The sequence below is a fragment of the Phenylobacterium hankyongense genome, from assembly GCF_003254505.1.
In the GTDB taxonomy this organism is placed as follows: domain Bacteria; phylum Pseudomonadota; class Alphaproteobacteria; order Caulobacterales; family Caulobacteraceae; genus Phenylobacterium; species Phenylobacterium hankyongense.
The window spans coordinates 384,422-409,222 of record NZ_QFYP01000001.1 but is presented as its reverse complement, the minus strand read 5'-3'; the positions used below and the strand labels follow the sequence as shown (position 1 = coordinate 409,222).

Annotated in this window: 27 protein-coding genes; 15 read left to right on the top strand and 12 right to left on the bottom strand. The window is 70.6% G+C overall.

Annotation, left to right across the window (positions count from 1 at the left end):
• Positions 1–162: 162 nt before the first annotated feature.
• Positions 163–1,095 (bottom strand): tRNA (adenosine(37)-N6)-dimethylallyltransferase MiaA, encoded by a 933-nt coding sequence (gene miaA / locus DJ021_RS01930; RefSeq protein WP_111455934.1) that lies wholly within the window; start codon positions 1,093–1,095, stop codon positions 163–165.
• Between miaA and serB the strand changes: the two genes are divergently transcribed.
• Complete coding sequence (serB, locus tag DJ021_RS01925) at positions 1,094–1,984, top strand: phosphoserine phosphatase SerB (protein ID WP_111455933.1); 891 nt, start codon at positions 1,094–1,096, stop codon at positions 1,982–1,984. The genes miaA and serB overlap by 2 nt on opposite strands.
• A 49-nt stretch (positions 1,985–2,033) precedes the next feature.
• Positions 2,034–2,702 carry an HAD family hydrolase gene (locus DJ021_RS01920; protein ID WP_111455932.1) on the top strand — a complete coding sequence of 223 codons (669 nt, stop codon included), beginning with the start codon at positions 2,034–2,036 and terminating at the stop codon, positions 2,700–2,702.
• On the opposite strand, the gene DJ021_RS01915 is transcribed toward DJ021_RS01920, so the two are convergent.
• Genes DJ021_RS01915 through hflK form a run of 5 tightly spaced genes read right to left on the bottom strand, consistent with a single transcriptional unit; the run spans position 2,699 to position 6,648 of the window.
• Positions 2,699–2,884 carry a hypothetical protein gene (locus DJ021_RS01915; protein ID WP_111455931.1) on the bottom strand — a complete coding sequence of 62 codons (186 nt, stop codon included), beginning with the start codon at positions 2,882–2,884 and terminating at the stop codon, positions 2,699–2,701. The two genes, DJ021_RS01920 and DJ021_RS01915, sit on opposite strands and share 4 nt — an antisense overlap.
• Before the next feature lie 44 nt (positions 2,885–2,928).
• Positions 2,929–3,984 carry an amidohydrolase family protein gene (locus DJ021_RS01910; protein ID WP_111455930.1) on the bottom strand — a complete coding sequence of 352 codons (1,056 nt, stop codon included), beginning with the start codon at positions 3,982–3,984 and terminating at the stop codon, positions 2,929–2,931.
• Positions 3,985–4,019: 35 nt separating this feature from the next.
• Positions 4,020–4,562 carry a GNAT family N-acetyltransferase gene (locus DJ021_RS01905; protein WP_111455929.1) on the bottom strand — a complete coding sequence of 181 codons (543 nt, stop codon included), beginning with the start codon at positions 4,560–4,562 and terminating at the stop codon, positions 4,020–4,022.
• The gene (gene hflC / locus DJ021_RS01900) at positions 4,562–5,470 is read right to left on the bottom strand and encodes a protease modulator HflC (protein WP_111455928.1); all 909 of its coding nucleotides are present in this window, start codon (positions 5,468–5,470) and stop codon (positions 4,562–4,564) included. The genes DJ021_RS01905 and hflC overlap by 1 nt, the downstream gene beginning before the upstream one ends.
• Positions 5,467–6,648: an FtsH protease activity modulator HflK gene (gene hflK, locus DJ021_RS01895; protein WP_111455927.1), complete on the bottom strand. Its 1,182-nt coding sequence runs from the start codon at positions 6,646–6,648 to the stop codon at positions 5,467–5,469. Before hflK ends, hflC begins: the two co-directional genes overlap by 4 nt.
• A gap of 132 nt (positions 6,649–6,780) precedes the next feature.
• Between hflK and DJ021_RS01890 the strand changes: the two genes are divergently transcribed.
• A complete protein-coding gene (locus DJ021_RS01890) occupies positions 6,781–7,884 on the top strand; it encodes an Mrp/NBP35 family ATP-binding protein (RefSeq protein ID WP_111455926.1) in 1,104 nt (367 codons plus the stop codon).
• A gap of 3 nt (positions 7,885–7,887) precedes the next feature.
• Here DJ021_RS01890 and DJ021_RS01885 read toward each other — a convergent pair whose 3' ends face one another.
• The 3 genes from DJ021_RS01885 to DJ021_RS01875 all read right to left on the bottom strand — a co-directional run bounded on the left by DJ021_RS01885 (position 7,888) and on the right by DJ021_RS01875 (position 11,920).
• Complete coding sequence (locus tag DJ021_RS01885) at positions 7,888–9,321, bottom strand: MFS transporter (protein WP_133254917.1); 1,434 nt, start codon at positions 9,319–9,321, stop codon at positions 7,888–7,890.
• Positions 9,322–9,430: 109 nt separating this feature from the next.
• Positions 9,431–10,816, bottom strand: a complete 1,386-nt coding sequence (locus tag DJ021_RS01880) for an MFS transporter (RefSeq protein ID WP_111455924.1) — start codon at positions 10,814–10,816, stop codon at positions 9,431–9,433.
• Positions 10,817–11,014: 198 nt separating this feature from the next.
• The gene (locus tag DJ021_RS01875) at positions 11,015–11,920 is read right to left on the bottom strand and encodes an SDR family NAD(P)-dependent oxidoreductase (RefSeq protein ID WP_111455923.1); all 906 of its coding nucleotides are present in this window, start codon (positions 11,918–11,920) and stop codon (positions 11,015–11,017) included.
• A gap of 153 nt (positions 11,921–12,073) precedes the next feature.
• Between DJ021_RS01875 and DJ021_RS01870 the strand changes: the two genes are divergently transcribed.
• From DJ021_RS01870 to DJ021_RS01860, 3 genes are all read left to right on the top strand, one after another.
• Positions 12,074–12,868, top strand: a complete 795-nt coding sequence (locus DJ021_RS01870) for an SDR family NAD(P)-dependent oxidoreductase (protein WP_111455922.1) — start codon at positions 12,074–12,076, stop codon at positions 12,866–12,868.
• Between the two features lie 101 nt (positions 12,869–12,969).
• Positions 12,970–14,253 (top strand): NupC/NupG family nucleoside CNT transporter, encoded by a 1,284-nt coding sequence (locus DJ021_RS01865; protein ID WP_111455921.1) that lies wholly within the window; start codon positions 12,970–12,972, stop codon positions 14,251–14,253.
• 13 nt (positions 14,254–14,266) lie between these two features.
• Positions 14,267–14,899 carry a glutathione S-transferase family protein gene (locus tag DJ021_RS01860; protein ID WP_111455920.1) on the top strand — a complete coding sequence of 211 codons (633 nt, stop codon included), beginning with the start codon at positions 14,267–14,269 and terminating at the stop codon, positions 14,897–14,899.
• A gap of 9 nt (positions 14,900–14,908) precedes the next feature.
• On the opposite strand, the gene wrbA is transcribed toward DJ021_RS01860, so the two are convergent.
• Together wrbA and DJ021_RS01850 are read right to left on the bottom strand one after the other, a co-directional pair.
• Positions 14,909–15,589, bottom strand: a complete 681-nt coding sequence (gene wrbA, locus DJ021_RS01855; protein WP_111455919.1) for an NAD(P)H:quinone oxidoreductase — start codon at positions 15,587–15,589, stop codon at positions 14,909–14,911.
• Positions 15,590–15,666: 77 nt separating this feature from the next.
• Positions 15,667–16,137 (bottom strand): PaaI family thioesterase, encoded by a 471-nt coding sequence (locus DJ021_RS01850; protein ID WP_111455918.1) that lies wholly within the window; start codon positions 16,135–16,137, stop codon positions 15,667–15,669.
• Between the two features lie 126 nt (positions 16,138–16,263).
• Here DJ021_RS01850 and pcaF point away from each other — a divergent pair, with 126 nt between their 5' ends.
• From pcaF to DJ021_RS01805, 9 genes are all read left to right on the top strand, one after another.
• Positions 16,264–17,472, top strand: a complete 1,209-nt coding sequence (gene pcaF / locus DJ021_RS01845; protein WP_111455917.1) for a 3-oxoadipyl-CoA thiolase — start codon at positions 16,264–16,266, stop codon at positions 17,470–17,472.
• Positions 17,473–17,474: 2 nt separating this feature from the next.
• Positions 17,475–18,056, top strand: a complete 582-nt coding sequence (locus DJ021_RS01840; RefSeq protein WP_111455916.1) for a hypothetical protein — start codon at positions 17,475–17,477, stop codon at positions 18,054–18,056.
• Positions 18,057–18,063: 7 nt separating this feature from the next.
• Positions 18,064–18,603 carry a hypothetical protein gene (locus tag DJ021_RS01835; RefSeq protein WP_111455915.1) on the top strand — a complete coding sequence of 180 codons (540 nt, stop codon included), beginning with the start codon at positions 18,064–18,066 and terminating at the stop codon, positions 18,601–18,603.
• Between the two features lie 10 nt (positions 18,604–18,613).
• A complete protein-coding gene (locus tag DJ021_RS01830; RefSeq protein WP_111455914.1) occupies positions 18,614–19,762 on the top strand; it encodes an acyl-CoA dehydrogenase family protein in 1,149 nt (382 codons plus the stop codon).
• On the top strand, positions 19,763–20,035 hold the full coding sequence (locus tag DJ021_RS01825) for a DUF3253 domain-containing protein (RefSeq protein ID WP_111455913.1): 273 nt from the start codon (positions 19,763–19,765) through the stop codon (positions 20,033–20,035).
• On the top strand, positions 20,032–20,682 hold the full coding sequence (locus DJ021_RS01820; RefSeq protein WP_111455912.1) for a glutathione S-transferase family protein: 651 nt from the start codon (positions 20,032–20,034) through the stop codon (positions 20,680–20,682). Before DJ021_RS01825 ends, DJ021_RS01820 begins: the two co-directional genes overlap by 4 nt.
• Positions 20,669–21,247, top strand: coding sequence for a uracil-DNA glycosylase family protein (locus tag DJ021_RS01815; RefSeq protein WP_111455911.1), 579 nt, complete (start codon positions 20,669–20,671; stop codon positions 21,245–21,247). Before DJ021_RS01820 ends, DJ021_RS01815 begins: the two co-directional genes overlap by 14 nt.
• Positions 21,244–22,263, top strand: a complete 1,020-nt coding sequence (locus DJ021_RS01810) for an alpha/beta fold hydrolase (protein ID WP_111455910.1) — start codon at positions 21,244–21,246, stop codon at positions 22,261–22,263. The genes DJ021_RS01815 and DJ021_RS01810 overlap by 4 nt, the downstream gene beginning before the upstream one ends.
• 63 nt (positions 22,264–22,326) lie before the next feature.
• Positions 22,327–23,403, top strand: a complete 1,077-nt coding sequence (locus DJ021_RS01805) for a Glu/Leu/Phe/Val dehydrogenase dimerization domain-containing protein (RefSeq protein ID WP_111455909.1) — start codon at positions 22,327–22,329, stop codon at positions 23,401–23,403.
• Here DJ021_RS01805 and DJ021_RS01800 read toward each other — a convergent pair.
• Entirely contained in the window at positions 23,400–24,692 is a 1,293-nt protein-coding gene (locus tag DJ021_RS01800; protein WP_111458941.1) for an MFS transporter, read from the bottom strand. The genes DJ021_RS01805 and DJ021_RS01800 overlap by 4 nt on opposite strands.
• Positions 24,693–24,801 lie beyond the last annotated feature (109 nt).

Sequence of the window (24,801 nt, the reverse complement as noted above, 5' to 3'; positions counted from 1 at the left end):
TTGGGGCGTTTGAGGCAATAAAAAAGGCCCGCGGGGGGCCTGGTGCAAGCGACCGTTGACGGAGCTGACCGGATGTCAGTCCGCGGACGGCCGCCTTACGAGTACGAGGACGTTGCGCACGAGCATTCTCACAAAAACGAGGATCAGGCGTTTCGCATGCCGCTAGGAGAGCGTCAAGCGCGGCTCTAGGGCAATAAACTGCCTCCACTGGCCCTCGGGCTCGAATTCGGTGAGCCGTGGCCAATCGGCCATCCGGCCGCGCATCCAGGTGAGCTGGCGCTTGGCGTAGCGGCGGGTCTCCTGCCGGGCCGCCGCCAGCGCCGCCTTGAGCCCCACGTCGCCGCGCAGATGGGCGGCGAACTCGCGCACGCCCACCGCCTTCATGGCCGGCAGCTCCGGATCGAGCCCGCGCGCCACCAGCGCCGCCACCTCCGACAGCGCGCCGTCGTCGAGCATGGCCTCCAGCCGCGCGTCACAGCGGTCGTAGAGCGCCGCCCGCGGCGGCTCCAGCGCGATCGCCCGCCAGGCGCCGGCCGGCAGCGCGGCCTCGCCGGTGCGCTGCCAGTCGCTGAGCGCCACGCCGGTGGCGGCACGGACCTCCCAGGCGCGCACCAGCCGCTGGCGGTCGCCCGGGGCGATGCGTTCGGCCGCGGCGGGATCGTGCGCCGCCAGCCGCGCCCGGAAGTCGTCCTCGCCCATCTGCCCGTATTCGGCCTCCGCCGTGCGGCGGACGTCGGCCGGGACCGGCGGGATCTCGGCCAGGCCCTGGGTCAGGGCGCTGAAATAGAGGCCGGTGCCGCCGACCACCACGGCCGGGCGGCCGCGCGCGGCGATCTCGTCCAACGCCTGGGTCGCGGCCCGCAGCCAGCGGCCCACCGACCAGCCGTCGGCGGCGTCGACGGTCCCGAACAGGTGGTGCGGCGCCTGCGCCGCCTCGTCCGGCGAGGGGCGGGCGCTGAGCACGCGCAGGTCGCGGTAGAGCTGCATGGAGTCGGCGTTGACGATCTCCGCGCCGGTCGCTTGCGCAAGCTTCAGCGCCAGAGCCGACTTGCCGCTTGCCGTGGGCCCGGCGATCAGCCAGATGCGGGGCTCCATGGAACTCGCTCTCACTCTCGTCAGCCCGTACGCCGGGACCCTGTCGGCGGCCGCGACGGCCATCGTCCAAGCGCTCGCAGGCGCCGGCGTAGCCGTCAAGGCGCGCGATGCGCTGGGGCCGGCCGCCCTCGATCTCACCCTGGACGGCGACCTGGTCTGGGTCCGCAAGCTGGCGGACCTTCATCTCGCCGAGCATCCGGTCGACGCCTGCGTGCAGCCGGCCGCGGGGCGGCGCAAGCGGCTGATGGTGGCCGATATGGATTCCACCATCATCAACGTCGAGTGCCTGGACGAGCTGGCCGACTTCGCCGGGGTCAAGGCGCAGGTCTCGGCGATCACCGAGCGGGCCATGCGCGGCGAGCTGGAGTTCGAAGGCGCGCTGCGCGAGCGGGTCGGCATGCTGAAGGCCCTGCCGCTCACCGCCCTGCAGTCGGCCTACGACGAGCGGGTGCGGCTCAATCCCGGCGCGCGGACCTTCGCGCGCACCATGGCGGCGAACGGCGCGCGCTGCGTGCTGGTGTCCGGCGGCTTCACCTTCTTCACCGGCCGGGTGGCCAAGGCGGCCGGCTTCCACGCCAACCGCGCCAACACCCTGATCGAGGCCGACGGCGCGCTGACCGGCCTGGTCGGCGAGCCGATCCTCGGCCGGGAGGCCAAGCTCGCGGCGCTCAGGGAAGAAGCCGCAGCGCTCGGCCTCGACCTGTCCGAGACCCTGGCCATCGGCGACGGCGCCAACGACCTGGCGATGATCGAGGCGGCCGGGCTGGGCGTCGCCTACCGCGCCAAGCCGATCGTCGCGGCCCAGGCCGACGCCAAGGTCGACTACGCCGATCTCACGGCGTTGCTCTATTTCCAGGGCTACCGGGCCGACGAGTTCGTAACGGACTGAAGGGCGGTTTGATTTCGCACCGTCCGCGAAGCCGGCTAGAGCCACGCCCATGAGCCTGCCCCGCCGCGTCAAAGCCGTCGTCTTCGATATGGACGGCCTGCTGGTCGACACCGAACAGCTGGTCTTCAAGGCGATGCAGGAAACCGCCCGCGCGTTGGGCGGCGAGATGCCGTTCGCCACCTTCCAGCGGATGGTCGGGCTGCAGCACGCCCACAGCGACAAGATCGTCCTCGAGCACTTCGGCGAGGACTTCGACCTCGCCGCCTGGTCGGAACAGATCAGCCGTCATTTCCGCGAGGGGCTGGGCGCTGGGATCGCCCTGAAGGCCGGGGTGGTCGAGATCCTCGACTACCTGGACGCCGCCCACATGCCGCGGGCGATCGCCACCTCCTCGGGCCTGGCCAGCGTCGAGCAGAGCCTGGGGCCGCATGGGCTGGTGCCGCGGTTCGATGCGCTGATCACCCGCGACGTGCAGACCAACGGCAAGCCGCATCCGGAGCCGTTCCTGAAGGCCGCCGCCGCCCTGGGGATCGAGCCGGCCGACTGCCTGGCGCTGGAGGACAGCCACAACGGCGTGCGCGCCGCCCACGCCGCCGGGATGATGACCATCATGGTGCCGGACCTGCTCGACCCGACCGAGGAGATGCACGCGCTCTGCATCCGCATCGCCCGCGACCTGCACGAGGTGCGCGAGCTCTTGGAGGCGCAGGCCGGCTAGGGCTTCTTGAGGTCCGGTCGGGAGGCCAGGAAGGCCGCGCGCTCGGCGGCCGTCAGCACCTTGGCGCGCTTCTGGCGGCTGACCATCGGGGTCGGCGGCGCGAAGGTGGACTTGCTCCCGGAGCTCTGGCCGCCCGAGCCCTTCAGGTCCGAGAAGCGGGTCTTGGAGGGCGGTGGCTTCACGGGTGTTCCTTTGGCTGCGAGCCGAGCCATAGCACGATCGGCGCTCAGAGGTGCAGGCGGTAGGCCTTGGCGGCGGCGCCGCTGAACAGCGCAGTCTTCTCGTCGGCCGACGATCCCGCGGCGATCCGCTTGAAGGCGTTCCAGATGGTGGCGTAGCTGCCGCTCCCCAGGTCGACCGGGAAGTTGCTCTCGAACATGCAGCGCTCCGGGCCGAAGGCCTCGATGCAGGTCCCGATGTAGGGCGCCCACTCCGTCGCCAGCTGCAGCGAGGAGGCCCGCGGTTCGGCCAGGAACGAGGGGAAGCCGCAGAACACCATGGCCAGGCCGCCCAGCTTGACGAAGACGTTGGGCGAGGCGGCGAGCGCGCGGATGTTGTCGCGCCAGACGGCGAAGCGCTCCTCCCGGCGACCGTCGTAGCTGGCGATCCCCAGCGGGGTGCCGACGTGGTCGAGCACGATGGTGGTGTCGGGGAAGGCGCGGGCCAGATCGATCAGCTCCGGCAGCTGCGGCTCCAGCAGCCAGGCGTCGAAGGACAGGCCGAGCGGCGCCAGGCGGCCGAACCCCGAGCGGAAGGCGTCGGACGCGTAGAGGCCGCCGTCGATCCGCGCCAAGGGGCCCAGCACCGCCTTGTCCGGATCGTGCGACGCGCTCTGCCGCACGCCGCGGAAGCGGCCGCCGCCGGCCGCGACGTGGGCTTCCAGCACCTCGACCACGGCGTCGCCCATGGTGAAGTCGGCGCGGCCGACGATGCCGGCGCAGGCGCGGATGTCGCCGTAGACGCCGCTGGCGCTCATCGCCGCGACGCCGTTGACGAACTCGGTCTCGCCGACGCAGCGCAGGGCCGCCGGCCCGTCGGCGCGGTACATGGCGCCGCACTCCACGAACACGGTGGCGACGACGTTGTGGCCGCTCTTGGTGTCGGCCAGCAGTTCGTCCAGCAGGTAGCGGGGCTGCAGGCGGATCACCGCCTCGAAGCCGTGCTGCGGCGGCGGCAGGTCGGCGAGCGGGGCGGTCAGCGCGCGGTCCCACAGGTGGTGGTGCGGATCGACGATCGGCAGGTCGGGCTCGAGGATCGGCTCAGGCGTGGCGGCGTCGGTCATGCGCGGTCTCCGTCGTGGCCGACAGTCTTGCCCCGCTAGCGCAGCGCGATCCAGTAGCGGCGGCCCTCGTCGCCCTCGACCCACGGATGGGGAACGGTGTCGCCCAGCACGCCGCCGTTCTTCTCGATCACCCGGATCGAGGCGGGATTGTTGGTGTTGACCGTCAGCATGACCCGCTCCAGCCGCAGGTTCGCCCGGCAGTGGTCGAGCATCCCGGCCAGCATGGCGCTGGCGTAACCGCGGCCGCGGGCGGCCGGCCGCACGGCGTAGCCGATGTGGCCGCCCCACTGCTCCAGGATGGCGGTGAGGCGGTGGCGTACGCTGACCGAGCCGAGGAACGCATCGCCCTCCACGTACCAGAGCAGGGTCTCGGGCACGCGCTCGCCCAGCGTGCCGTCCGGCAGGACGACGGTGGTCGGCGGCTCCAGCAGCTGGCCGAGGAACCAGGCGGGATCGGCGGCGACCGCGGCGATGGTCTCCGGCGTCTCCGGACGCAGGGTGTCGCGGGAATAGCCTTCGGCCATGGCCTCCACGAAGGAGGCCATGTACGCCGCGGCCGGCCGGACCAGCCGCGGCATCAGCGGCGGCTGCCGCCCGCCGCCGACGGCCCGCGCTCGAAGTAGCGGAAGAAGGCGCTGTCGGGGGACAGGACCATCGTGGTGTCCCCCTGGCCGAGGCCGGCCTCATAGGCCTGCATCGAGCGGTAGAAGGAGGCGAAGCCCGCGTCGCGCCCGAAGCTCTCGGCGAAGATCCGCGTGCGCTGGGCGTCGCCCTGGCCGCGGGTGGTGTCGCCTTCTTCCTGGGCGGTGGCGAGCGTGATCGCCACTTCCTTGTCGGCGCCGGCGATGATCTCGCGCTTCTGCTGCTCGCCGACCGCGCGGATGCGGGCGGCCTCCTGCTGGCGGGAGGTCTGCATGCGGCGGTAGACGGCGGCCTGGTTGGCGGCCGGCAGGTCGGCGCGCTTGATCCGCAGGTCGATGACCTGGATGCCGAGCCGCGAGGCGGCGGCGCGGCGCTCCACGTCGAGGCGGGTCTGCTGCATCAGCTGGGCGCGCCGGCCGGAGATGATCTCCGTCGACGTGGCCGAGCCGAGCACCTGGCGGAGCGCCGAGTTCACCAGCCGCTCCAGCCGGTCGGCGGCGATCCGGTCGTCGCGCAGGGTGCGGTAGTACTGCAGCGGATTGGAGATCCGGTAGCGGAGGAAGGCGTCCACCACCAGGCGCTCCTGGTCGGCGGCGATGACCTCTTCCTGGTCGGCTTCCAGCGCCAGGTTGCGCCGGTCGAGCTTGATCACGTGCTCCAGGAACGGCGCCTTGACGTTGAGGCCCGCGCCGCCCTGGCCGGGGGCATGGATGACGCGCACGGGATCGCCGAAGCGCACGACGATGGCCTGCTGGCGCTGGTCCACCACGAACAAGGTGTTGGCGAGCACGATCAGCAGCAGGAGGGCTACGACCGCATAGGCGAAGAGGGGGCGGCGGCTCATGGTTGGGCCTTCGCGGCAGGCGGGTTCGGGGTGGGCGTCGAGTCCGGCGCCGCCTGGACGATCGGCGCCGGCGCGCTGCGTGGCCGGAAGACGTCGGGCGGCAGGATGATCGGGGCGCTCGTGCCCTTGCCGTCGACGATCACCTTGTTCGACTTGGCCAGCACCCGCTGCATGGTCTCGATGTAGAGGCGCTCACGGGTGACGGCGGGGGAGCGGCGGTACTCGCCATAGATCTGGTTGAAGCGCGAGGCCTCGCCCAGCGCCTCGCGGACCGACTGCTCGCGATAGCCCTGGGCCGACTGGATGATGCGCGCGGCGTCGCCCTTGGCCTCGTTGATCACCCGGTTGCGGTAGGTGTTGGCCTCGTTGACGGCGGAATCGGCGTCCTGGCTGGCGTTGTTCACCTCGCGGAAGGCGGCGACCACCTCCTGCGGCGGGTTGGACGAGCGGATCTGCACTTCCACGATGCTGACCCCCGCGCCCCAGGAATCCAGGGTGCGCTGCATCAGGTCGGCGGCCTGCAGCTGCACCTGGCCGCGGCCGGTGGTGAGGATCGGCTGCAGGGCGGTCTTGCCGACCACCTCGCGCATGGCGCTCTCGGCGACCGCCTTGATCGCCTCCTCGGGATTGCGGGTGGCGAACAGGAAGCGGGAGGCGTCGGCGACCCGCCAGGTGACGCTGAAGTCGAGGTCGACGATGTTCTGGTCGCCGGTCAGCATCAGGCTTTCCTGCGGCACGTCGGCGTCGGCCGTGCCGCCGATGTCGATGCGGTTCAGCGAGGTGACCGCCACCTTCTCGACGTGCTCGATCGGCGAGGGCAGGTGGTAGCGCAGGCCCGGCGTCTCGGAGCGCGAGAAGGCGCCGAAGGTGGTGACCACCGCTTCTTCGTTGGGCTGGACGACGTAGAGGCCGGAGAGCGCCCAGAGCGCAAAGGCGCCGCCGGCGATGGCCGCCACTGCGCCCGGCCGCACGCCCTGGCCGGGACCGCCGCCGAACAGGTTGCGCAGGCGCTGCGCCAGCCGTTCGAAGCCGGCATTGAAGTTGGGGCCGCCGGGACCTTCCGGACGGCGCGGGCCGCCGCCCTGCGGCCGGCGCTGAGGCGCGTCGCGGCGATCGCCGTCGTCACCGGACGGGGGAGAGCCCCAAGGGCCGGGATTGGCGTTGTCGTTCCAGGGCATCAGCGGCGTCGCGTCTTGGTCAAACTCAAATCCAGGCGCGGCCGTGTCGCTCAAGCCCCCGATCGGGCTTGTAAACCGGCGCTGTCAGCCGGATATGAGACCCCTTATCGGCCAAAGCAAGACAAAGGCGTCATGAGCGAACCCGCCGGACCCCACCGAGCCGTCATTCTCGAAGCCCTCGACCATGTGCGGGACCCGAAGTCCGGCCAGGGCCTGGCGTCGGCGGGATTGGTGCGCGGCCTGGTGCTGCGCGGTTCGCGGGCGGCCTTCATGCTGGAGGTCCCGCCGGCCGATATCGAGACCTACGCCCCGGTGCGCGACGCGGCCGAGCGCGCCCTGGCGCACGTGCCGGGGATCGAGACCGCCCAGGTGGTGCTGACGGCGGAGACGGCCGCCCCGCAACTGCGTGCGCCGACCCCGCGCCGGGCGCGGCTGTCCGAGGACCCGCAGGCGCGGCTGGGCGATATGCCGGAAGCCGAGCGGCCGGCCCACGTGCGCAAGGTGATCGCCGTCGCCAGCGGCAAGGGCGGGGTCGGCAAGTCGACGGTGGCGGTCAACCTGGCCGCGGCCTTCGCCGCCAATGGCCTGCGCGCCGGCCTGCTGGACGCCGACATCTACGGGCCCTCCGCGCCGCACATGCTGGGGGTCGACGGCGAGCCGACCTTCGACGCCGACAAGCGGCTCAATCCGCTGGAGGCCTGGGGCGTCAAGGTGATCTCGATCGGCTTCATCGTCGAGCCGGGCACGGCCAACATCTGGCGCGGGCCGATGGCCTCGTCGGCCCTGCGCACCCTGATGGGCTCCAACTGGGGGACGGCGGAGGCGCCGCTGGACGTGCTGGTGGTCGACCTGCCGCCGGGCACCGGCGACATCCAGCTGACCCTCGTGCAGCGGCTGAAGCTCGACGGGGTGGTGATCGTCTCCACGCCGCAGGAGATCGCCCTGATCGACGCACGGCGGGCCGCGGCCATGTTCCAGAAGACCGGCGCGGCGATCCTGGGCGTGATCGAGAACATGGCCTATTTCCCCGATCCCGCCACCGGCGCGCCGATCCCGATCTTCGGCCAGGGCGGCGCGGCGGCGGAGGCGCAGCGGCTGGGCGTGCCGCTGCTGGGCGAGGTGCCCATCGACATCGCCCTGCGTGAAGCCTGCGACACCGGCCGGCCGCTGGTGGCGACGGCGCCCGACAGCCCGGCCGCCCGGGTCTTCCTGCAGATGGCCCGGGCGCTCGCCTGAGGCCTATTCGGCCGCCGCCGGCGAGCCGATCGGACCGACCAGGCTTTCCTCCGCCGCCGCGACCTCGCGCGCCTCCAGCTGGGCCCGGATCTCGCCGTGGCGCTTGGCGTCGAGTCCGTAGCCGAACAGCGTCGCGCCGCCGAGGAACACCAGGATGATCGGTGCGAACAGGTAGCACATCTCCAGGCCGCGGATGGCCTCGGGGGTGTTCACCGCCCCCTCGTGGCCGTCGTAGCCGACGAACTGGAGGATCGGGAAGATGATGGTCACGCTGATCGCCAGGCCCACCTTCATGGTGGTGGTGACCATGGCGTAGAGCACGCTGGAAAGGTCCTTGCCGGTGTCGAGGCGGACCTCGTCGGAGATGTCGGCGACCATCGAGCGGACCAGGGGGATGAAGGCGCTGGCCGAGAAGCCGACCGCGAACATGCCGAGCGCGGTGGGCATGTAGAGCTTCGCGGGGATGGCCATCAGCACGGTCTGGCAGGCCGCGTAGGCGACGCAGCCGAGCTGCACGGCGCGGTGCTTGCTGACCTTCTGCGCCACCCAGCTCCAGAACGGCGCGCCCACCAGGCCGGCGCCGATGTAGAACACCAGCAGCGTGCTGGTCACGCCGCGGGAGAAGCCTTTCGCGTCGTGGAAGAAGTAGAGGAAGATCGGGCCGGTGGCGCCGGCGCCCAGGGTCAGCACGAAGTCGGCCGCGATCAGCCGCAGCATCGACGGCCGCTTCAGGGCCACCGCGTAGTCGGCGAAGCTGAACTTGGTCTTGGTGATCCCCGACAGCTTGCGCTCCGGGGTGAACAGGGTGGTGAACAGCACTGCGATCGGAACCGCGATGATCATGATCAGGCCGATCGAGCCCATGCTGTCGGCCTTGCCCGGCTGGATCCGGCCGTGGGTGATCAGGCCCAGCAGCAGCAGCACGGTGATGCCGATCACCGCCATGCCCTGGGTGTAGCCATAGACCCGGGCCCGCTCGTGATAGGCGGCCGCGACATTGGCCCCCCAGGCGGCGACGCCCAGCGTCAGGATCGAGTTGCCGACGTAGGCGAACAGCAGCCAGGTGATGAGGTAGGTCTGGTCCACCGGCCCGTCGGGCAGGAACAGCTTGTAGAGGCCGAACATCAGGATCGGCGCGCCGCACAGCAGCCAGGGGCGATAGCGCCCGATGGGGGTGCGGGTCTGGTCCATGGCCATGCCGACCACCGGGTCGATGAAGACGTCGAACAGCCGCACGATGCCGACCGCGGCGCCCACCGCGGCGAAGCTAACGCCCAGGGTCACGTAGAACGGCGGCAGGAAGACCCCGAAGGTGGTCAGGATCATCGACAGCGGCAGGCCGGTCATGCCGAGCGCGAGGATGTGGAAGAGGGGGATCCTGTCCGAACGACCGGACGCAGGGGTCCCCGCCGCAGGCGCGGCCGAGGCTGATGTCACGAAGCGTCTCCCAATAATGAATAGGTCGCCCTCTGGAGGGGCGCTTAATCCGGTGAGGAGAGCGCGGCGGGCGGCGGGGCGCAACCCCCTTCCGCCCGGTCAGGGAGGGTCAGGGGCGGCCGGTCGCCGGGATGCCGGGTTCGGCGGTGAGGCCCTCGATCACCGGCGCCTCGTTGTAGGCGGCGTCGCGTTCGTCCAGCTGGCGGCGGATCTCCGCATGGCGCTCGGCGGTGAGCCTGTAGCCGAGGAAGCAGGCGCCTCCAAGCATGACGAAGAAGATCGGGCCGATGATGTAGGCGAGCTCCAGGCCGCGGATCTGGGCGGGCCCGTTCACCGCGCCTTCCTTGGGGTTGTAGCCGATGGCGGCCAGGACGTTGAAGGTCAGGGTGATCGAGAAGGCGCCGGCGACCTTGGTGGTGGCGTTGGTCAGGGCATAGAGCAGGCCGATCTGCTGCTTGCCCTTCTCCAGCCGGATCTCGTCGCCGATGTCGGCGGTGATGGCGCGGATCATCACCACGAACCCCGCCGCCAGCGCGCCGGCCAGCATCATGGCCGGGATGGCGAGCAGGAACGCGCCCTTCGGCATGACGAAGATCAACAGCAGCATCAGCGAATAGCCGGTGGTGGTCACCATCAGCGCGCGGTGCTTGCTGATCCGGTTCGCCAGCCAGGCCGTGGCCGGCGCGCCGATCAGCCCGGCGGCGATGTAGAACATCAGCAGCAGGTTGGCCTCGGTGGTGGTGAAGCCGCGGCTGTCCTTGAAGAAGTAGAGGTAGAGCGCCGCCATCCAGCCCGGGCCCAGTGTCACGCACAGGTCCGACAACAGTAGCCGCAGCATGTTCGGCCGGGCGATCAGACCCAGGTAGTCCTTGAGCGCGAACTGTTCGTGGCCGGCGTGGGTGCGCGGCTCGCGGGTGCGCACCGCAGCCACGCCGATGGCGATCGGCACGACGGCGAACAGGAACCAGCCGATGGCGCGCACGCCCTCGGCCTCGGTGTGATGCATCTGGGCCATGACGATGGGGATGACCAGCACCGCGAGCGCGCCAAGCACGCCGACCCCGGCCATGGCGCCGAAGATCCGCGAGCGGTCCTTGTAGGAGGTGGCCAGGATCGACGCCCAGGCGTTGGCCGCAAGTAGCAGCATCGACATGCCGACATACATCACCAGCAGCCAGACCATCAGGTAGCCCTGACCGACGCCTTCGGGCGCCTGGTAGAGCATGTAGAGGGCGAGCATCAGCACCGGCGCGCCCATCATCATCCACAGCCGGTATCGCCCGAGCCGCGAGTGGGTGCGGTCCATGGCCAGGCCAAGCATGGGATCGAGCGGGATGTCGATGAAGCGGATCAGCCCGAAGGCGGCGCCGACCACCACCAGGCCGACGCCCAGGTGGCTGGCGAAGAACCGCGGAAGCTGCACCGCCACGGAGAGCTGCAGCGCCACGAAGGGCAGGTAGGCGCAGGCGAAGGTGAGGACGGATGATAGGGACATCCGGCCAGGGGCCGGGGGGGTCTTGGCCTGGGGCAAGCTCGCGTCTCCTGGGCGTCCGCGCCTCTGACGGGTGCGGTTCTATCGTAAGTTACGCTCGATCACCTGCGGAGGCGCAAGTGGATTCGGCGTAATACGGGTCACCCCAACGACAACGGGCGGCCTCTCGGCCGCCCGTCAAGCCTTGCCGTTAGGGAGCGGTCAGCCGCCCTGCATCTTGCGGAAGAACTTGGCCGTCTGCTCGCCGCCGGTCTGGTAGGGCTGCTGGCCTTCCGGCGCGGCGATCTTCTCCCAGTTGTCGCGCACCTCCTCGACGGAGAGGCCGCCTTCGCCGAGATAGACGCCCTCGGTCTCGACGATGCGGGCGACCGCGAAGGCGCCGGCCCCGGCGGTCAGGATCGCGCCGGTGGGCGCATCTTCCGAGCAGAGGAAGACCACGCCGGGGGTGACGAACTCCGGCTTCAGCCGCTCCAGCACCGCCGGCGGCATCAGGTTCTCGGTCATCCGCGTGGCGGCCACCGGGGCGATGGCGTTGACGTGGATGTTGTTCTTCTGGCCCTCGAGCTTCAGCGTGTTCATGAAGCCGACGATGCCCAGCTTGGCCGCGCCGTAGTTGGACTGGCCGAAGTTGCCGTAGAGGCCGGACGAGGAGGTGGTGACCACGATCCGCCCGTAGTTCTGCTCGCGCATGATCTCCCAGACCGCCTTGGCCGGCTTCACTGTGCCCAGCAGGTGGACGCCGAGCACGAACTCGAAGTCGGCGAGCTCCATCTTGGAGAAGGTCTTGTCCCGCAGGACGCCCGCGTTGGCGACCAGGATGTCGATGCGGCCCCAGGCGTCCATCGCCTGCTTGACCATCAGCGCCACGCCCGCGTCATCGGTCACCGACGAGCCGTTGGCGATCGCTTCGCCGCCGGCCGCCTTGATCTCGTCGACGACCTTGTGCGCCGCCTCGGAGCCGCCGCCGGAGCCGTCGACCGAGCCGCCCAGGTCGTTGACCAGCACCCTGGCGCCGCGCCGCGCGAGCTCCAGGGCGTGCTGGCGGCCGAGGCCGCCGCCTGCGCCGGTGACGATCGCCACTTTGCCGTCGAAGCGGATGTCCGCCATGGGGTTCCCCTTTGGAACAAGTGTTCGAATTCGGCGGCGTTGTGCGGGGCAGCGGAGCCGTCGTCAAGCAAAGCCGGCTGAGCCGGCCGCGCCCTTGGGCCCGCGGACGCGGCGCCCCATCTGAGGGCGGTCCCGCTTCAGGAAGGAATCCCCATGCAGATCGATCTCGCCGGCCTCCGCGCGCTGGTCACCGGCTCCACGGCCGGCATCGGACTGGCCATCGCCGAACGCCTGGCCGCCAACGGCGCGGAGGTGGGGATCAATGGCCGCACCGCAGCCCGCGTGGAGAGCGCCATCGCCGCGCTGCAGGGCAAGGTCCCGGCCGGACGGTTCTTCCCCGCCGCCGGCGACATCGCCACGGCGGAGGGCGCCGGGCAGGTGCTGGCCGCCGCGGGCGAGATCGACATCCTGGTCAACAACGCCGGCTGGTTCGAGCCCAAGGACGTCTTCGAGATCCCCGACGAGGACTGGGAGAAGGCCTTCCAGGTCAATGTGCTGGGCGCCGTGCGCCTGACCCGCGCGCTCGGGCCGCGGATGCGGGAGAAGGGCTTCGGCCGGATCGTCTTCATCTCCTCGGAATCGGCGATCCAGATCCCCACCGAGATGGTCCACTACGGCATGACCAAGACCGCCATGCTGTCGCTGACCCGCGGCTTCGCCCAGGCGCTGGACAGCAGCGGGGTCACCGTCAACGCCGTGCTGCCGGGGCCGACGCGCTCGGAAGGGGTCGAGGGCTTCGTGCAGAACCTGGCGCGCCAACAGGGCCGCACCGAGGCGGAGATGGAGGCGGCGTTCTTCCGCCATGCCCGTCCGACCTCGCTGCTGAAGCGCTTCATCGAGGTCGAGGAGGTGGCCGACGTCGTCGCCTTCGTCTGCTCGCGCGAGGCCTCGGCGGTCACCGGCGCCCCGATCCGGGTGGACGGCGGCGTGGTGCTGTCCGTCGCCTAGTGTGACGTCCCTGTTACCGCTGCCTTGCGCGCAGGCCGCTTCTGGCGCCTCTTTCGGCGGTGAGGCCGCCTGACTCGGAGGCGGCGGCTTGGGGGCCATCCATGTTCCGTCTCGAAAACGCCCAGAGCCTGGTGGGCGTGGCGCTGACCATCGCCCTGTGCTGGGCGATGTCGGAGGAGCGCCGCCGCTTCCCCTGGAAGCTGGCGATCGGGGCGGTGATCGTCCAGGGCCTGCTGGTGCTCGCGCTGTTCGGCCTGCCGGCGCTGCGGGCCGGGCTGGCCGGGGTGGGGCAGGCGGTGGACGGGCTGTCCAACAGCACCCAGGCGGGCGTCGCCTTCGTGTTCGGCTTCCTGGCCGGCACGCCGAACCAGCCCTATGCCCTGACCGACCCGGGCTCGCTGTTCGTGTTCGCCTTCCGCGTGCTGCCGGTGATCCTGGTGGTCTGCGCGCTCGCGGCCCTGCTCTGGCACTGGCGGATCCTGCGCTGGATCACCCAGGGCTTCGGCTTCGTGTTCGAGAAGACCATGGGCCTGCGCGGCGCGCCCGCCCTGGCCACCGCGGCCACGGTGTTCATGGGCCAGGTGGAGGGCCCGATCTTCATCCGCAGCTACCTGACCAGCCTGTCGCGCTCGGAGCTGTTCATGCTGATCACGGTCGGGATGAGCTGCGTCTCCGGCTCGACCATGGTCGCCTACGCCACCATCCTGAAGGGCGTGCTGCCCAACGCCGCGGCCCACGTGCTGACCGCCTCGATCATCTCCGCCCCGGCCGGCGTGCTGCTCGCCCGCATCGTGGTGCCTCGCCATGCCGACGCCGAGGTCGCCCAGGACCTCGATACGGCGGCGACCAAGACCTACGAAAGCTCGGTCGACGCCCTGATTAAGGGCACCAACGACGGCCTGCAGATCGTGCTCAACGTCGGCGCGACCCTGATCGTCTTCGTGGCCCTTGTGGCGATGCTGAACGGCCTGCTCGGCGTGCTGGGCCAGGTGGGCGGCGCGCCGATCTCGGTGGAGCGCGTTCTCGGCATCGTGTTCGCGCCGCTGGCCTGGTCGCTGGGCATCCCGTGGAAGGACGCGCCGACGGCGGGCTCGCTGCTGGGGGTGAAGCTGGTGCTGACCGAGTTCACCGCCTTCATCCGCATGGGCGCCATGCCGGTGGGCGACATCGCCGAGCGGACCCGGGTGATCATGACCTACGCGCTGTGCGGCTTCGCCAACATCGCCTCGGTGGGCATCAACCTCGCCGGGTATACGGTGCTGGTCCCGGAGCGCCGGGCCGAGGTGGTGGGCATGGTCTGGAAGGCGATGTTCGCCGGCTTCCTGGCCACCTGCCTCACCGCCTCGGTGGTGGGCGCCATGCCGCAAGGCCTGTTCGGGCAATAGGGAGGTCCGTCCGATGAAGCTCTACGACACCCCGCTCGCGCCCAACCCGCGTCGGGTGCGCTGGTTCATGGCCGAGAAGGCCATCGAGGACATCGAGGTCGTCCGCCTCAACCTGATGGAGGGCGATCACCGGCAGCCGGACTACCTGGCCAAGACCGGCCTGCCCAACGTGCCGGCCCTGGAGCTGGACGACGGGACCTGCATCACCGAGAGCCTGGCCATCTGCCGCTACCTGGAGAGCCGCTATCCGGAGCCGAACCTGTTCGGCCGTACGCCGGAAGAGACCGCGGTGATCGAGATGTGGACCCGCCGCGCGGAGATGCTGGTGGCGACGCCGCTGATGATCGGGGTGCGCCACTCCCATCCGGCGATGGCGGCGCTGGAGCAGCAGAACGCGCCGGTCGGCGAGTACAACATCCAGGCCGGCCTCAAGGCGCTGAAGGTGCTCGACCGCCGCCTGGGCGAGAGCCCGTGGCTGGGGGCCGAACGGCTGACCATCGCCGACATCGTCGCCTTCGTCGGCATCGACTTCGGCCGGATGATCAAGCTTCGGCCGCCCGAGGACCTCGTCCACGTGGGCCGCTGGGCCGCGGCCATGCGGGAGCGGCCGGCGGCGAAGGCCGGCATGCGCGAGCGGCCGGCCTGAGCGGCGGGCCTAAGTTCGCGCCACTTCCTCGGGCGTCTCCCACGACCTCGCCTCGGCCTCCGGCACGGGCCGGTGAAGCTCGGCGAACTGGCCCGCCAGCCTCATCGCGGTCTCGGCCACCAGCCGGCCCTGGAAGCGCGCGCCGTCGAGTTCATTGGCGCTCGGCATCCGCTGGCCCTGGCCGCCGGTGATGGTGGAGGCGCCGTAGGGGCTGCAGCCGGTGATCTCGTCGAGCGTCATCTGGCCGACGAACGAGTAGGGCAGGCCCACCACCACCAGGCCCAGGTGCATCAGGGTGGTGATGATCGAGAACTGCGTCGTCTCCTGGCCGCCGTGCTGGGTGGCGGTGGAGGTGAAGGCCGCGCCGACCTTGCCGTTCAATGCGCCGCTGACCCACAGCCCGCCGGCCTGATCGAGGAAGTTGGCCATCTGCGACGCCATCCGCCCGAACCGCGTGCCGCAGCCCACGATGACCGCGTCATAGCCGGCCAGGTCGTCGATCTTCGCCACCGGCGCGGCCTGGTCGAGCTTGTAGCCGGCGTTTCGGGCGACCTCTTCGGGCACCAGTTCGGGGACGCGCTTGATGTCCGCCTGCACGCCGTCCACCGAGCGTGCGCCTTCGGCTTCAGCCTGGGCCATCGCTTCGATGTGGCCGTAGGTGGAATGGTAGAGGACAAGGACCTTCGCCATGATCGGCTCCCTTCGGTTTCACCGGGCACATTGGCCCGAGCCGGAGGTCGCCCGCCCTGTCGACGATCAGTCGGGATTCAGACGGCGACCCGGGGGCTGGTCTTCTTGATCACCGCGGAGAAGCTCATCACCGGCTCGCCGCCGGCGGTGATCAGGCCTCGCAGGAAGACCATGCTGCGGCCGGCCTTAACGACCTCGCCGGTGCTCTCCACCAGCGCGCCGAGCGGCACCGGGCCCACGAACTCGCCGTTGAAGGTGGCGGTGACGCTGCGGCTACCCTCGATGGCCTCCCGGCCGAACACGAAGATCGAATAGTCGGCGAAGGTCATGATGCAGCCGCCGTGCATGAAACCGCCGCCGTTCATGTGCTTCTGCTCGGCGCGGAAGGCGCACACCGGCCGGCCGTCGGCGCCGGTCTTCCAATAGAACGGACCGGCATGGTCCTCGAAGGGATCGCCGCCGGTGTAGGTCTTCCACCCGGCCCACTCGCCCTCGCTCACCTCCACCAGGGTCGAGGCGTAGCTCTGCTCTTCGCCGCCGCCGTCCATCGGGCCTCCAGCCTCCGCGAAGGGTTTGCCCCGCGCCGTTTCAAACACTAGTTTGGCCCGCCGATTTCGAACCCGTCGATCGAACCCGTGGGGGCGGGTCACCGCTTAAGGGGGCAAGGAGCCATCATGCAAGGCCGGACCGTCTATCTCTGCACGGGCGTGCGCACGCCGATCGGCCGGTACGGCGGTGCGCTGGCCAAGGTGCGGGCCGACGACTTGGCAGCGCATCCGCTGCGGGAATTGATGGCCCGGCTGCCCAAGATCGACTGGGAACAGGTCGACGAGGTGATCTACGGCTGCGTCAACCAGGCCGGCGAGGATAACCGCAACGTGGCGCGCATGGCGCTGCTGCTGGCGGGCATGCCGGTGACCACGCCGGGCTTCACGGTGAACCGCCTCTGCGCCTCGGGCCTGGACGCGGTGATCGCCGGGGCCCGGGCCATCGCCTCGGGCGACGCCGACCTGATCGTCGCCGGCGGGGTGGAGAGCATGACCCGCTCGCCGTTCGTCATGGGCAAGGCGGAAAGCGCCTTCTCGCGCGCGGCGGAGATCCACGACACCACCATCGGCTGGCGGTTCGTGAACCCGAAGATGCAGCAGGCGTTCGGCGTCGACTCCATGCCGGAGACCGCCGAGAACGTCGCCACCGACCACCAGATCGCCCGCGAGGACCAGGACGCCTTCGCCTTCCGCAGCCAGCAGCGGGTCGGCGCGGCGCGCGAGCGCGGCTTCTTCGACGGCGAGATCGCGCCGGTGACGATCAAGGATCGCAAGGGCGACGTCACCGTCAGCCAGGACGAGCACCCGCGGCCGGACACCACGCTGGCGGCCCTGCAGGCGCTGAAGCCGATCGTGCGGCCCGACGGCACGGTGACCGCGGGCAACGCCTCAGGCGTCAATGACGGCGCCGCGGCCCTACTGCTGGCCTCCGAGGAGATGGTGGCGAAGTTCGGCCTGGAGCCGCTGGCCCGCATCGAGGGCGGCGCGGCCGGCGGCGTGCCGCCGCGGGTGATGGGCGTCGGGCCGGTGCCGGCCGTGGAGAAGCTGACCCGCCGGCTGGGCATCCGGGCCCGCGACTTCGACGTCATCGAGCTGAACGAGGCCTTCGCGGCCCAGGCGCTGGCCTGCACGCGCGCCTGGGGGCTGGCCGACGACGCCGAGCACGTCAATCCGCACGGCGGCGCCATCGCCATCGGCCACCCGCTGGGCGCATCCGGCGCGCGGCTGGCGCTGACCGCGGCCCGGGCGCTGAAGGACCGCGGCGGCGAACGCGCGCTGGCCACCATGTGCGTCGGCGTGGGCCAGGGCTCGGCCCTGGCGCTGGCGAAGGCCTGAGGATGGATTGGCGCGCGCTCGGCGCCGTCGCGGTCGCCCTGGCGCTCGCCACATCGGCGGCCGCCCAGCCCGCCGGCGCCGGCCACCTGTCGCATCTGCTGAACGACACTGACCTGCTGCTGTTCGCGGGCGAGCGGGTCACGGTGAAGCTGACGCCGGACGGCCGGCTGGCGCTTGTTTCCGCGGTGCGCGCCGATCCGGCCGAGGCCCTGCCGCCCAAGCCGGGTCGGCGGCTGGCGCCGGGGACGGGCGATCCGCTGGCGCAGGTCGCCGAGGGTGCGATCTCCCTGCTGATGGGACCCCAGGGCGACGCCACGGTGCTGAAGGTCGAGAACGGGACCTCCAAGGCCTTCGACTACCGCGCGGTCCTGCTGAGCCAGGTCGGTCCGACGCAGACCGGCGAACCCGTCACGGTCTGCACGGTGCTGCCGCTGCTGCCGGGCTACGAAAGCTGGGCGGGCCGCCATGCAAAGGCCATGCGGCTCAGCCATTTCACGCCGCGCGACACCAACGAGGTGGTCTGTCCGCAGCCGCCCAGTCCACAATCCGCGCCGTCGAAGCCGACCGTTCCTCCCAAGTCATGAGTAGCCCATGCTGATTAGCCTCGCCGCCCTCATGCTCGCCGCCGCCCCGGCCGCCGAGCCGCCGGCTGCGACGCCGGCCGCCCCCGCCGGGACAGCCGCCGGCGCCGAGGCCTTCTTCGAGCCGGTCACCAAGATGGAGGGGCCGGCCCTGCAGGTGGTGTTCGGCGAACGGGCGACGGTCCACCTGGGCGAGGACGGCGTGCCGGCCATCGACAAGACCGAGAAGGGCAAGCTGGCCATCGCCCACCCGCCCGGCGCCGTGAAGGACACCTACGCCAAGCCCAAGGCAGGCCAGATCGCCGTGGCGCTGGACGGCTCGGCGGAGAAGAAGGCCTCCTACCTGAAGATCTGGAACGGCCTCGACTATCCGGTCATCTACAAGGCCGGCGTGCTGCGGATGGTGGGCCGCAAGCTGGCGCCGCAGTCGGTGAAGGTCTGCGCCGTGCCGGCCGGCGGCACCCAGTACGAGACCTGGACCGGCCCGCCCGTGGTGGCGGTGGCGCTGGGCAGCTTCACCAAGGCCGCCGACGAGAAGACCTGCAACTAGGGGAGCCGCCATGGCGCTCGACGCCGAAACCCGAGACCAGCTGATCGACGCCGTGCGCCGGTTCGTCTCCGAGCGGCTGCGGCCGCTGGAGGCGCAGGTCGCCGAGCAGGACCTCGTGCCGCCGGAGGTGGTCGAGGAGATGAAGGGGCTGGGCCTGTTCGGCCTCTCGATCCCCGAAGCCTACGGCGGCCTCGACCTCTCCATGGAGGACGAATGCGTGGTGGCGGTGGAGCTTGGCCGGACCAGCCCGGCGTTCCGCTCCACCTTCGGCACCAACGTCGGCATCGGCTCGCAGGGCCTGGTGATGTTCGGGACCGAGGATCAGAAGCAGAAGTACCTGCCCGGCATCGCCTCGGGCGAGATCATCACCTCCTTCGCGCTCACCGAGCCGGAGGCCGGCTCCGACAGCGCCAACGTCCAGACCCGCGCCATCCGCGACGGCGACCACTACGTGCTGAACGGCTCCAAGCGGTTTATCACCAACGCCAACAAGGCCGACCTGTTCACGGTGATGGCCCGCAGCGATCCGGCGAAGCCCGGCGCCGGCGGGGTCTCCGCCTTCGTGGTGGAGCGCAACCTGCCGGGCCTGAGCGTCGGCAAGCCCGAGAAGAAGATGGGCCAGCAGGGCGCGCACATCTGCGACGTGACCTTCGACAACGTCCGGGTCCCCGTGGAGAACCGGCTGGGCCGCGAGGGCGAGGGCTTCAAGGTCGCCATGCAGGTGCTCGACCGCGGGCGCCTGCACATCTCCGCAGTCTGCGTCGGCGTCGCCGAGCGGCTGCTCGCCGACTGCGTGGCCTATGCGTCCGAGCGCAAGCAGTTCGGCCAGCCGATCGCCCAGTTCCAGCTGATCCAGGGGATGCTCGCCGACTCCAAGACCGAGGCCCTGGCGGCCCGGGCGCTCACCCTGGAGACCGCGCGCAAGCGCGACGCCGGCCAGAGCGTCACCCTGGAGGCGGCGGCCGCCAAATACTTCGCCTCCGAGATGGTCGGCCGGGTGGCGGACCGCGCGGTGCAGATCTTCGGCGGGGCCGGCTATGTGGCCGATCACGGCATCGAGCGCTTCTACCGCGACGTGCGGATCTTCCGCATCTATGAGGGCACCAGCCAGATCCAGCAGGTGGTCATCGCCCGCGAAACCCTGAAGCGAGGCGGCTAGATGAGCGCTGACATAGAGGCCACGATCTTCGACCTGCTGACCCAGGCCGGGCCCGGCAAGTCGGTGTCGCCGGAACAGGTCGCCCGCGGCGTCGATCCCGAGGGTTGGCGCAGGCTTCTGGGCCACGTCCGTGCTACATCGGTGGGCCTGGCGCGGCAGGGCCGCCTGGTGATCACCCGCCATGGCAAGCCGGCCGATCCGGAGGATTTCAAGGGCGTCTACCGGCTGAAGCTGCCGGATGCGGGCGCCTCACCAGAGGGAGCCGACGCATGATCGTCTATGGCAATTCGCTTTCGCCCTATGTGCGCAAGACCCTGGCCTTCGCGGCCGAGAAGGGGATCGAGGTCGAGCTGGTCGCGGCCGGCATGGGCTCCGGCCCGCCGGAGTTCAAACAGGCGAGCCCGTTCGGCAAGATGCCGGGCTTCAAGGACGGCGACTTCCTGATCTCCGACTCTACCGCCATCATCACCTACCTCGAGGCCATCAAGCCCGAGCCGAACCTGATCCCGACCGAGCCGAAAGCCCGCGCCCGGGCGATCTGGTACGAGGAATTCGGCGACACCATCGCCGGCGCCTGCGGCGGCAAGATCTTCTTCAACCGTGTCGTGGCTCCGAGGTTCATGAACCGCGAAGGCGACCTGGCGGCGGCCGACGAGGCGCAGCGCGTCGAGTTCCCGAAGCTGGTCGACTACCTGGAGGGCGTGATCCCGGCCTCCGGCTACCTGGTCGAGGACCGTATCACCCTGGCCGATATCGCCGTGGTCAGTCCCTTCGTCACCATGGGCCACGCCGGCTGCCCGGTGAACCCGACCACCCACCCCAAGGCCTTCGGCTACATCGAGGCGATCCTGGCGCGGCCCTGCTACGCCGAGATGGTGGCCAGGGAACGCCAGATGTTCGCCCAGCGTGAGCCTGCCTGAGCTCCTGAGCGAGATCGGCGCCTGCCGGGCCTGCGCGGGCGAGCTGCCGCATGAGCCGCGGCCGGTTGTGCGGGTCTCGGCCGAGACCCGCCTGCTGATCTGCGGCCAAGCGCCCGGCCGGCGGGTGCATGAGAGCGGCCTGCCGTTCGACGATCCGTCCGGCGAGCGGCTGCGCGGCTGGATGGGCGTCGACCGCGCGACCTTCTATGGCGAGCCGGCGATCGGGGTGGCGGCCATGGCCTTCTGCTTTCCCGGGACGAGTCCGAAGGGCGGCGACTATCCGCCGCCGAAGCGCTGCGCGACCCTCTGGCGGTCGCGGCTGATGGACGCGCTGCCGAACGTCGAGCTCACCCTGCTGGTCGGCTCCTACGCCCAGGACTGGGCGTTGGGCGGCAAGCGGGTGATGACCGGCACGGTGCGCGACTGGCGGGCGCGCCTGCCGCAGATCCTGCCGATGCCGCACCCGTCGTGGCGCAACACCGGCTGGCTGAAGCGCAACCCCTGGTTCGAGGCGGAGGTTGTCCCATATCTTCGCAAAAGAGTGGGCCAGATCCTCGACCGATGACGCGCCTGATTGCTGTCCTTTTCGCGACCCTGATGCTCGCCGGCTGCACGCCGCTGATGGTGCAGCAGGCCGGCCGGCCGCCGCTCGGCTTCCAGGGCCCGCGGCTCGACACCGACTCGGTGACCAGCTTCGACGGGACGCGGCTGGGGCTGATGCGCTGGGAAGCGAAGGGGGAGCCCTGGGCGGTCGTCGTCGGCCTGCACGGCATGAACGACTACGCCAACGCCTTCCACCTGGCCGCGCCCTGGTGGGCCGAGCAGGGGATCACCACGCTCGCCTACGATCAGCGGGGCTTCGGCCGCTCGCCCGGGCGCGGCGTCTGGGCCGGCGACGAGCTGATGGACGAGGACCTGCGCACGGTGGTCAGCCTCGCGCGGCGCGCCTATCCGCACGCGATCATCGTCGTGGTCGGCGAGAGCATGGGCGGGGCGGTGGCGGCGGAGACCTTCGCCTCCGACCGTCCGCCGGCCGCCGACCGGGTGGTGCTGCTGTCGCCGGCGGTCTGGGGCTGGCGCGAGCAGCCGCTGCCGTACCGCACGCTCCTGTGGTTCGCGGCCAACTTCACGGCGTCGAAGGTCTACACCCCGCCGCGCTGGCTGACCCGCAAGGTCAGCCCCACCGACAACCGCGAGGAACTGATCGCCATGGGCCGCGACCCGCTGATGGTCTGGGGCGCGCGGTCCGACACCCTCTATGGCCTGGTCGGGATGATGGACCGGGCGGCCGACGCCGTGGGCCGCATCGGCGCCCCGGTGCTCTACCTCTACGGCGCCCACGACCAGATCATCCCCAAGAAGGCGGCGTTGCGGGCGGTGAAGACGCTGAAGCCCACCGATCGCACCGCCTACTACGCCAAGGGCTGGCATCTGATGATGCGCGACCACCAGGGGCCGGCGGTCTGGGCCGACATCGCCGCCTTCATCCGCGACCCCGCGGCGCCGCTGCCGTCCGGCGCGCCCCCGATCCGCGGAGCGCCGGCGCCGGGCGGTCCGCTCCACGTGGCGGCGGGGTTGTGACATGAGCTTGGCGGGCGTAGAGGCTGGCGCAAATCCCTTCCAAGCAGCAGCAAAGATCGCGGCATGACCTTGTTCGATTCCCCCGCCTTTGAGGGCCATGAAGGCGTCCACGCCTTCTTCGACGAAAAAACCGGCCTGAAGTGCATCATCGCGGTCCACTCCACCGCCCGGGGCCCGGCGGCCGGTGGCTGCCGCATGTGGCCCTATGCCTCGTCGGAGCTGGCGCTGGAGGACGCGCTGCGGCTGTCGCGGGCGATGTCCTACAAGAACGCCATGGCCGACCTGGAGCTGGGCGGCGGCAAATCGGTGATCATCGGCGACAGCCGCACCCAGAAGACCCCGGCGCTGTTTGAGGCCTTCGGCCGCGCGGTGGAGGATGTCGGCGGCAAGTACTGGACGGCCGAGGATGTCGGCGTCTCGCCCGCCGACCTGATGAGCGCGCGCAAGCACACCCGCTATGTGGCCGGCCTCGAAGGCCACCCGGCGGCGTCCGGCGATCCCAGCCCGGTGACCGCCGAGGGCGTCTTCCGCGGCGTACAGCTCTGCGTCCGGCGCGCCCTGAACCGCGACCTCGACGGGGTGACCGTCGCCGTCCAGGGCGTCGGCCACGTCGGCGCCTACCTCGCCGACAAGCTGCATGCGGCGGGCGCCAGGCTGATCCTCACCGACGTCAACGAAGAGGCGCTGCGCGAGGTCGCCGCCCGGACCAACGCCGCGGTGGTCACGCCGGCCGCGATCTTCGACGCCGAGGCCGACGTCTTCGCCCCCTGCGCCCTGGGCGGGGCGATCAACGCCGACACGCTTCCCCGCCTGCACGCCAAGGTGATCGCCGGCGGCGCCAACAACCAGCTGGCCGATCCCGAGATCGGCCGCGCCCTGTTCGAGCGCGGCATCCTCTATGCGCCGGACTACGTCATCAACGGCGGCGGCATCATCAACGTCGCGGGCGAGATCCGCGCGCTGGAGCGCGGCGAGGCCTTCGACGCCGCCTGGGTCGACGGCAAGCTCGCCCGCCTGACCCAGACCCTGGAAGAGGTCCTCGACCGCTCCCGCCACGAAGCCCGCCCGACCCACGAGGTCGCCAACGAAATGGCCCGCGCCCGCATCAGCGGCGCGGCGGAGAAGCGGGCGGCGGCCTAGAGCGCCGCCATCCGCGCCGTGCGCGGCTCCTTGACCGCGGCGATCAGCAGCACCAGGGCGGCGACCAGCACGCCGATGGAGATGCCGAACACCAGGTCGTAGCCGAACAGGTCGGCGATCTTGCCGCCCAGCAGCGGGCCGAGGGTGGCGGTGATGCTCTCGGCGGTGGCGCTGACCGCGATGCGCATGGGCAGGTCGTCGCGGGCCCCGAACTCCAGGATCATGGTCTGGGCGGCCATCATGTAGCCGGACTGGGCAGCGCCCAGGCCGAAGAAGGCCAGGAAGATCGCCCAGCTGTGGTGGACCTCGATCAGCAGGACCGTCGAGGCGATCCAGGTGACGATCGAGAACAGCAGCACCAGCCGGAAGCCGCTCTTGTCGCCGAGGTAGCCCCAGACCAGGTTGGAGAGGGTGTCCGCGCCCAGGTAGGCCAGGGACAGCGCGCCCAGCATCATCCCCGTCATGTGGATCGAGGCGGCGACATAGAGAATGTAGAACGGGGTCGCGATCCGCGCCGAGGTGGCCAGCATCTGCACCAGCAGGAAGTAGGCGTAGGCGCGGTCCTCGGTGATCAGGCGGGGGAATTCGCGCAGCCGGTCGCGGAAGCGGCCTTGCGTGCGGGTGGTCGGCGGCTCCGGCTCCTTCAGCAGGAACTGCAGCGCCCACAGGCCCATGGACGTCAGGATGAAGGCGAAGATGAAGGTCGTGCCGTAGCCGTTGCCGAACAGGTTCGGGCCGATGAAGTAGCGGCCGGCGAAATAGGCGAGGACCGCGGCGATCAGTCCGCCGGTGGCGTTGCGCCAGGCCTGCAGGCGGCCGCGCCGGCTGATCGGGATCACCTTGGCGATCAACAGGCTGAACACCACCCGCTGCGCGCCCATGAAGATGCCGAACATCAGCATGAAGAACAGCACGCTGGCGACCAGCGGCGTGCCCTTCAGCAGCCAGCCGGAGGCGGCGATGCCGAGGATCGCCATCCGCGCCAGCCCGCCCATCCACAGGGCGGCGGGCATCACCTTGGTGCGGTGCTCGATCTTGCTGGCGCCGAAGATCGGCGAGATCACCCCGCCCACCTGCTGCAGGGCCAGGCCCAGGCCGACGATGGTGTTGGAGCCGGAGATGGCGTGCAGGTAGGCGGGCAGGAAGGTCGGGGCGTTGACCAGCCGGAAGCCGGTCATCCCCAGCATGCCGTGCAGGTAGTTGCCGAGATAGTTTCGCTTCAGGTTGTCCCAGACGAACTTCTCGTAGGCCGCCTCGCGGGCGGCCAGGTCGCCGCCACCGTCGGCCATATCGGCGACGGGCTCGGCGTTATCGATCTTGGCGTCCAAATACGTACAGGCCGCACGCGACGGGCTTAAATGAGCCCGCGGACGGCTCCCCTCAGGCAACGGATTAATT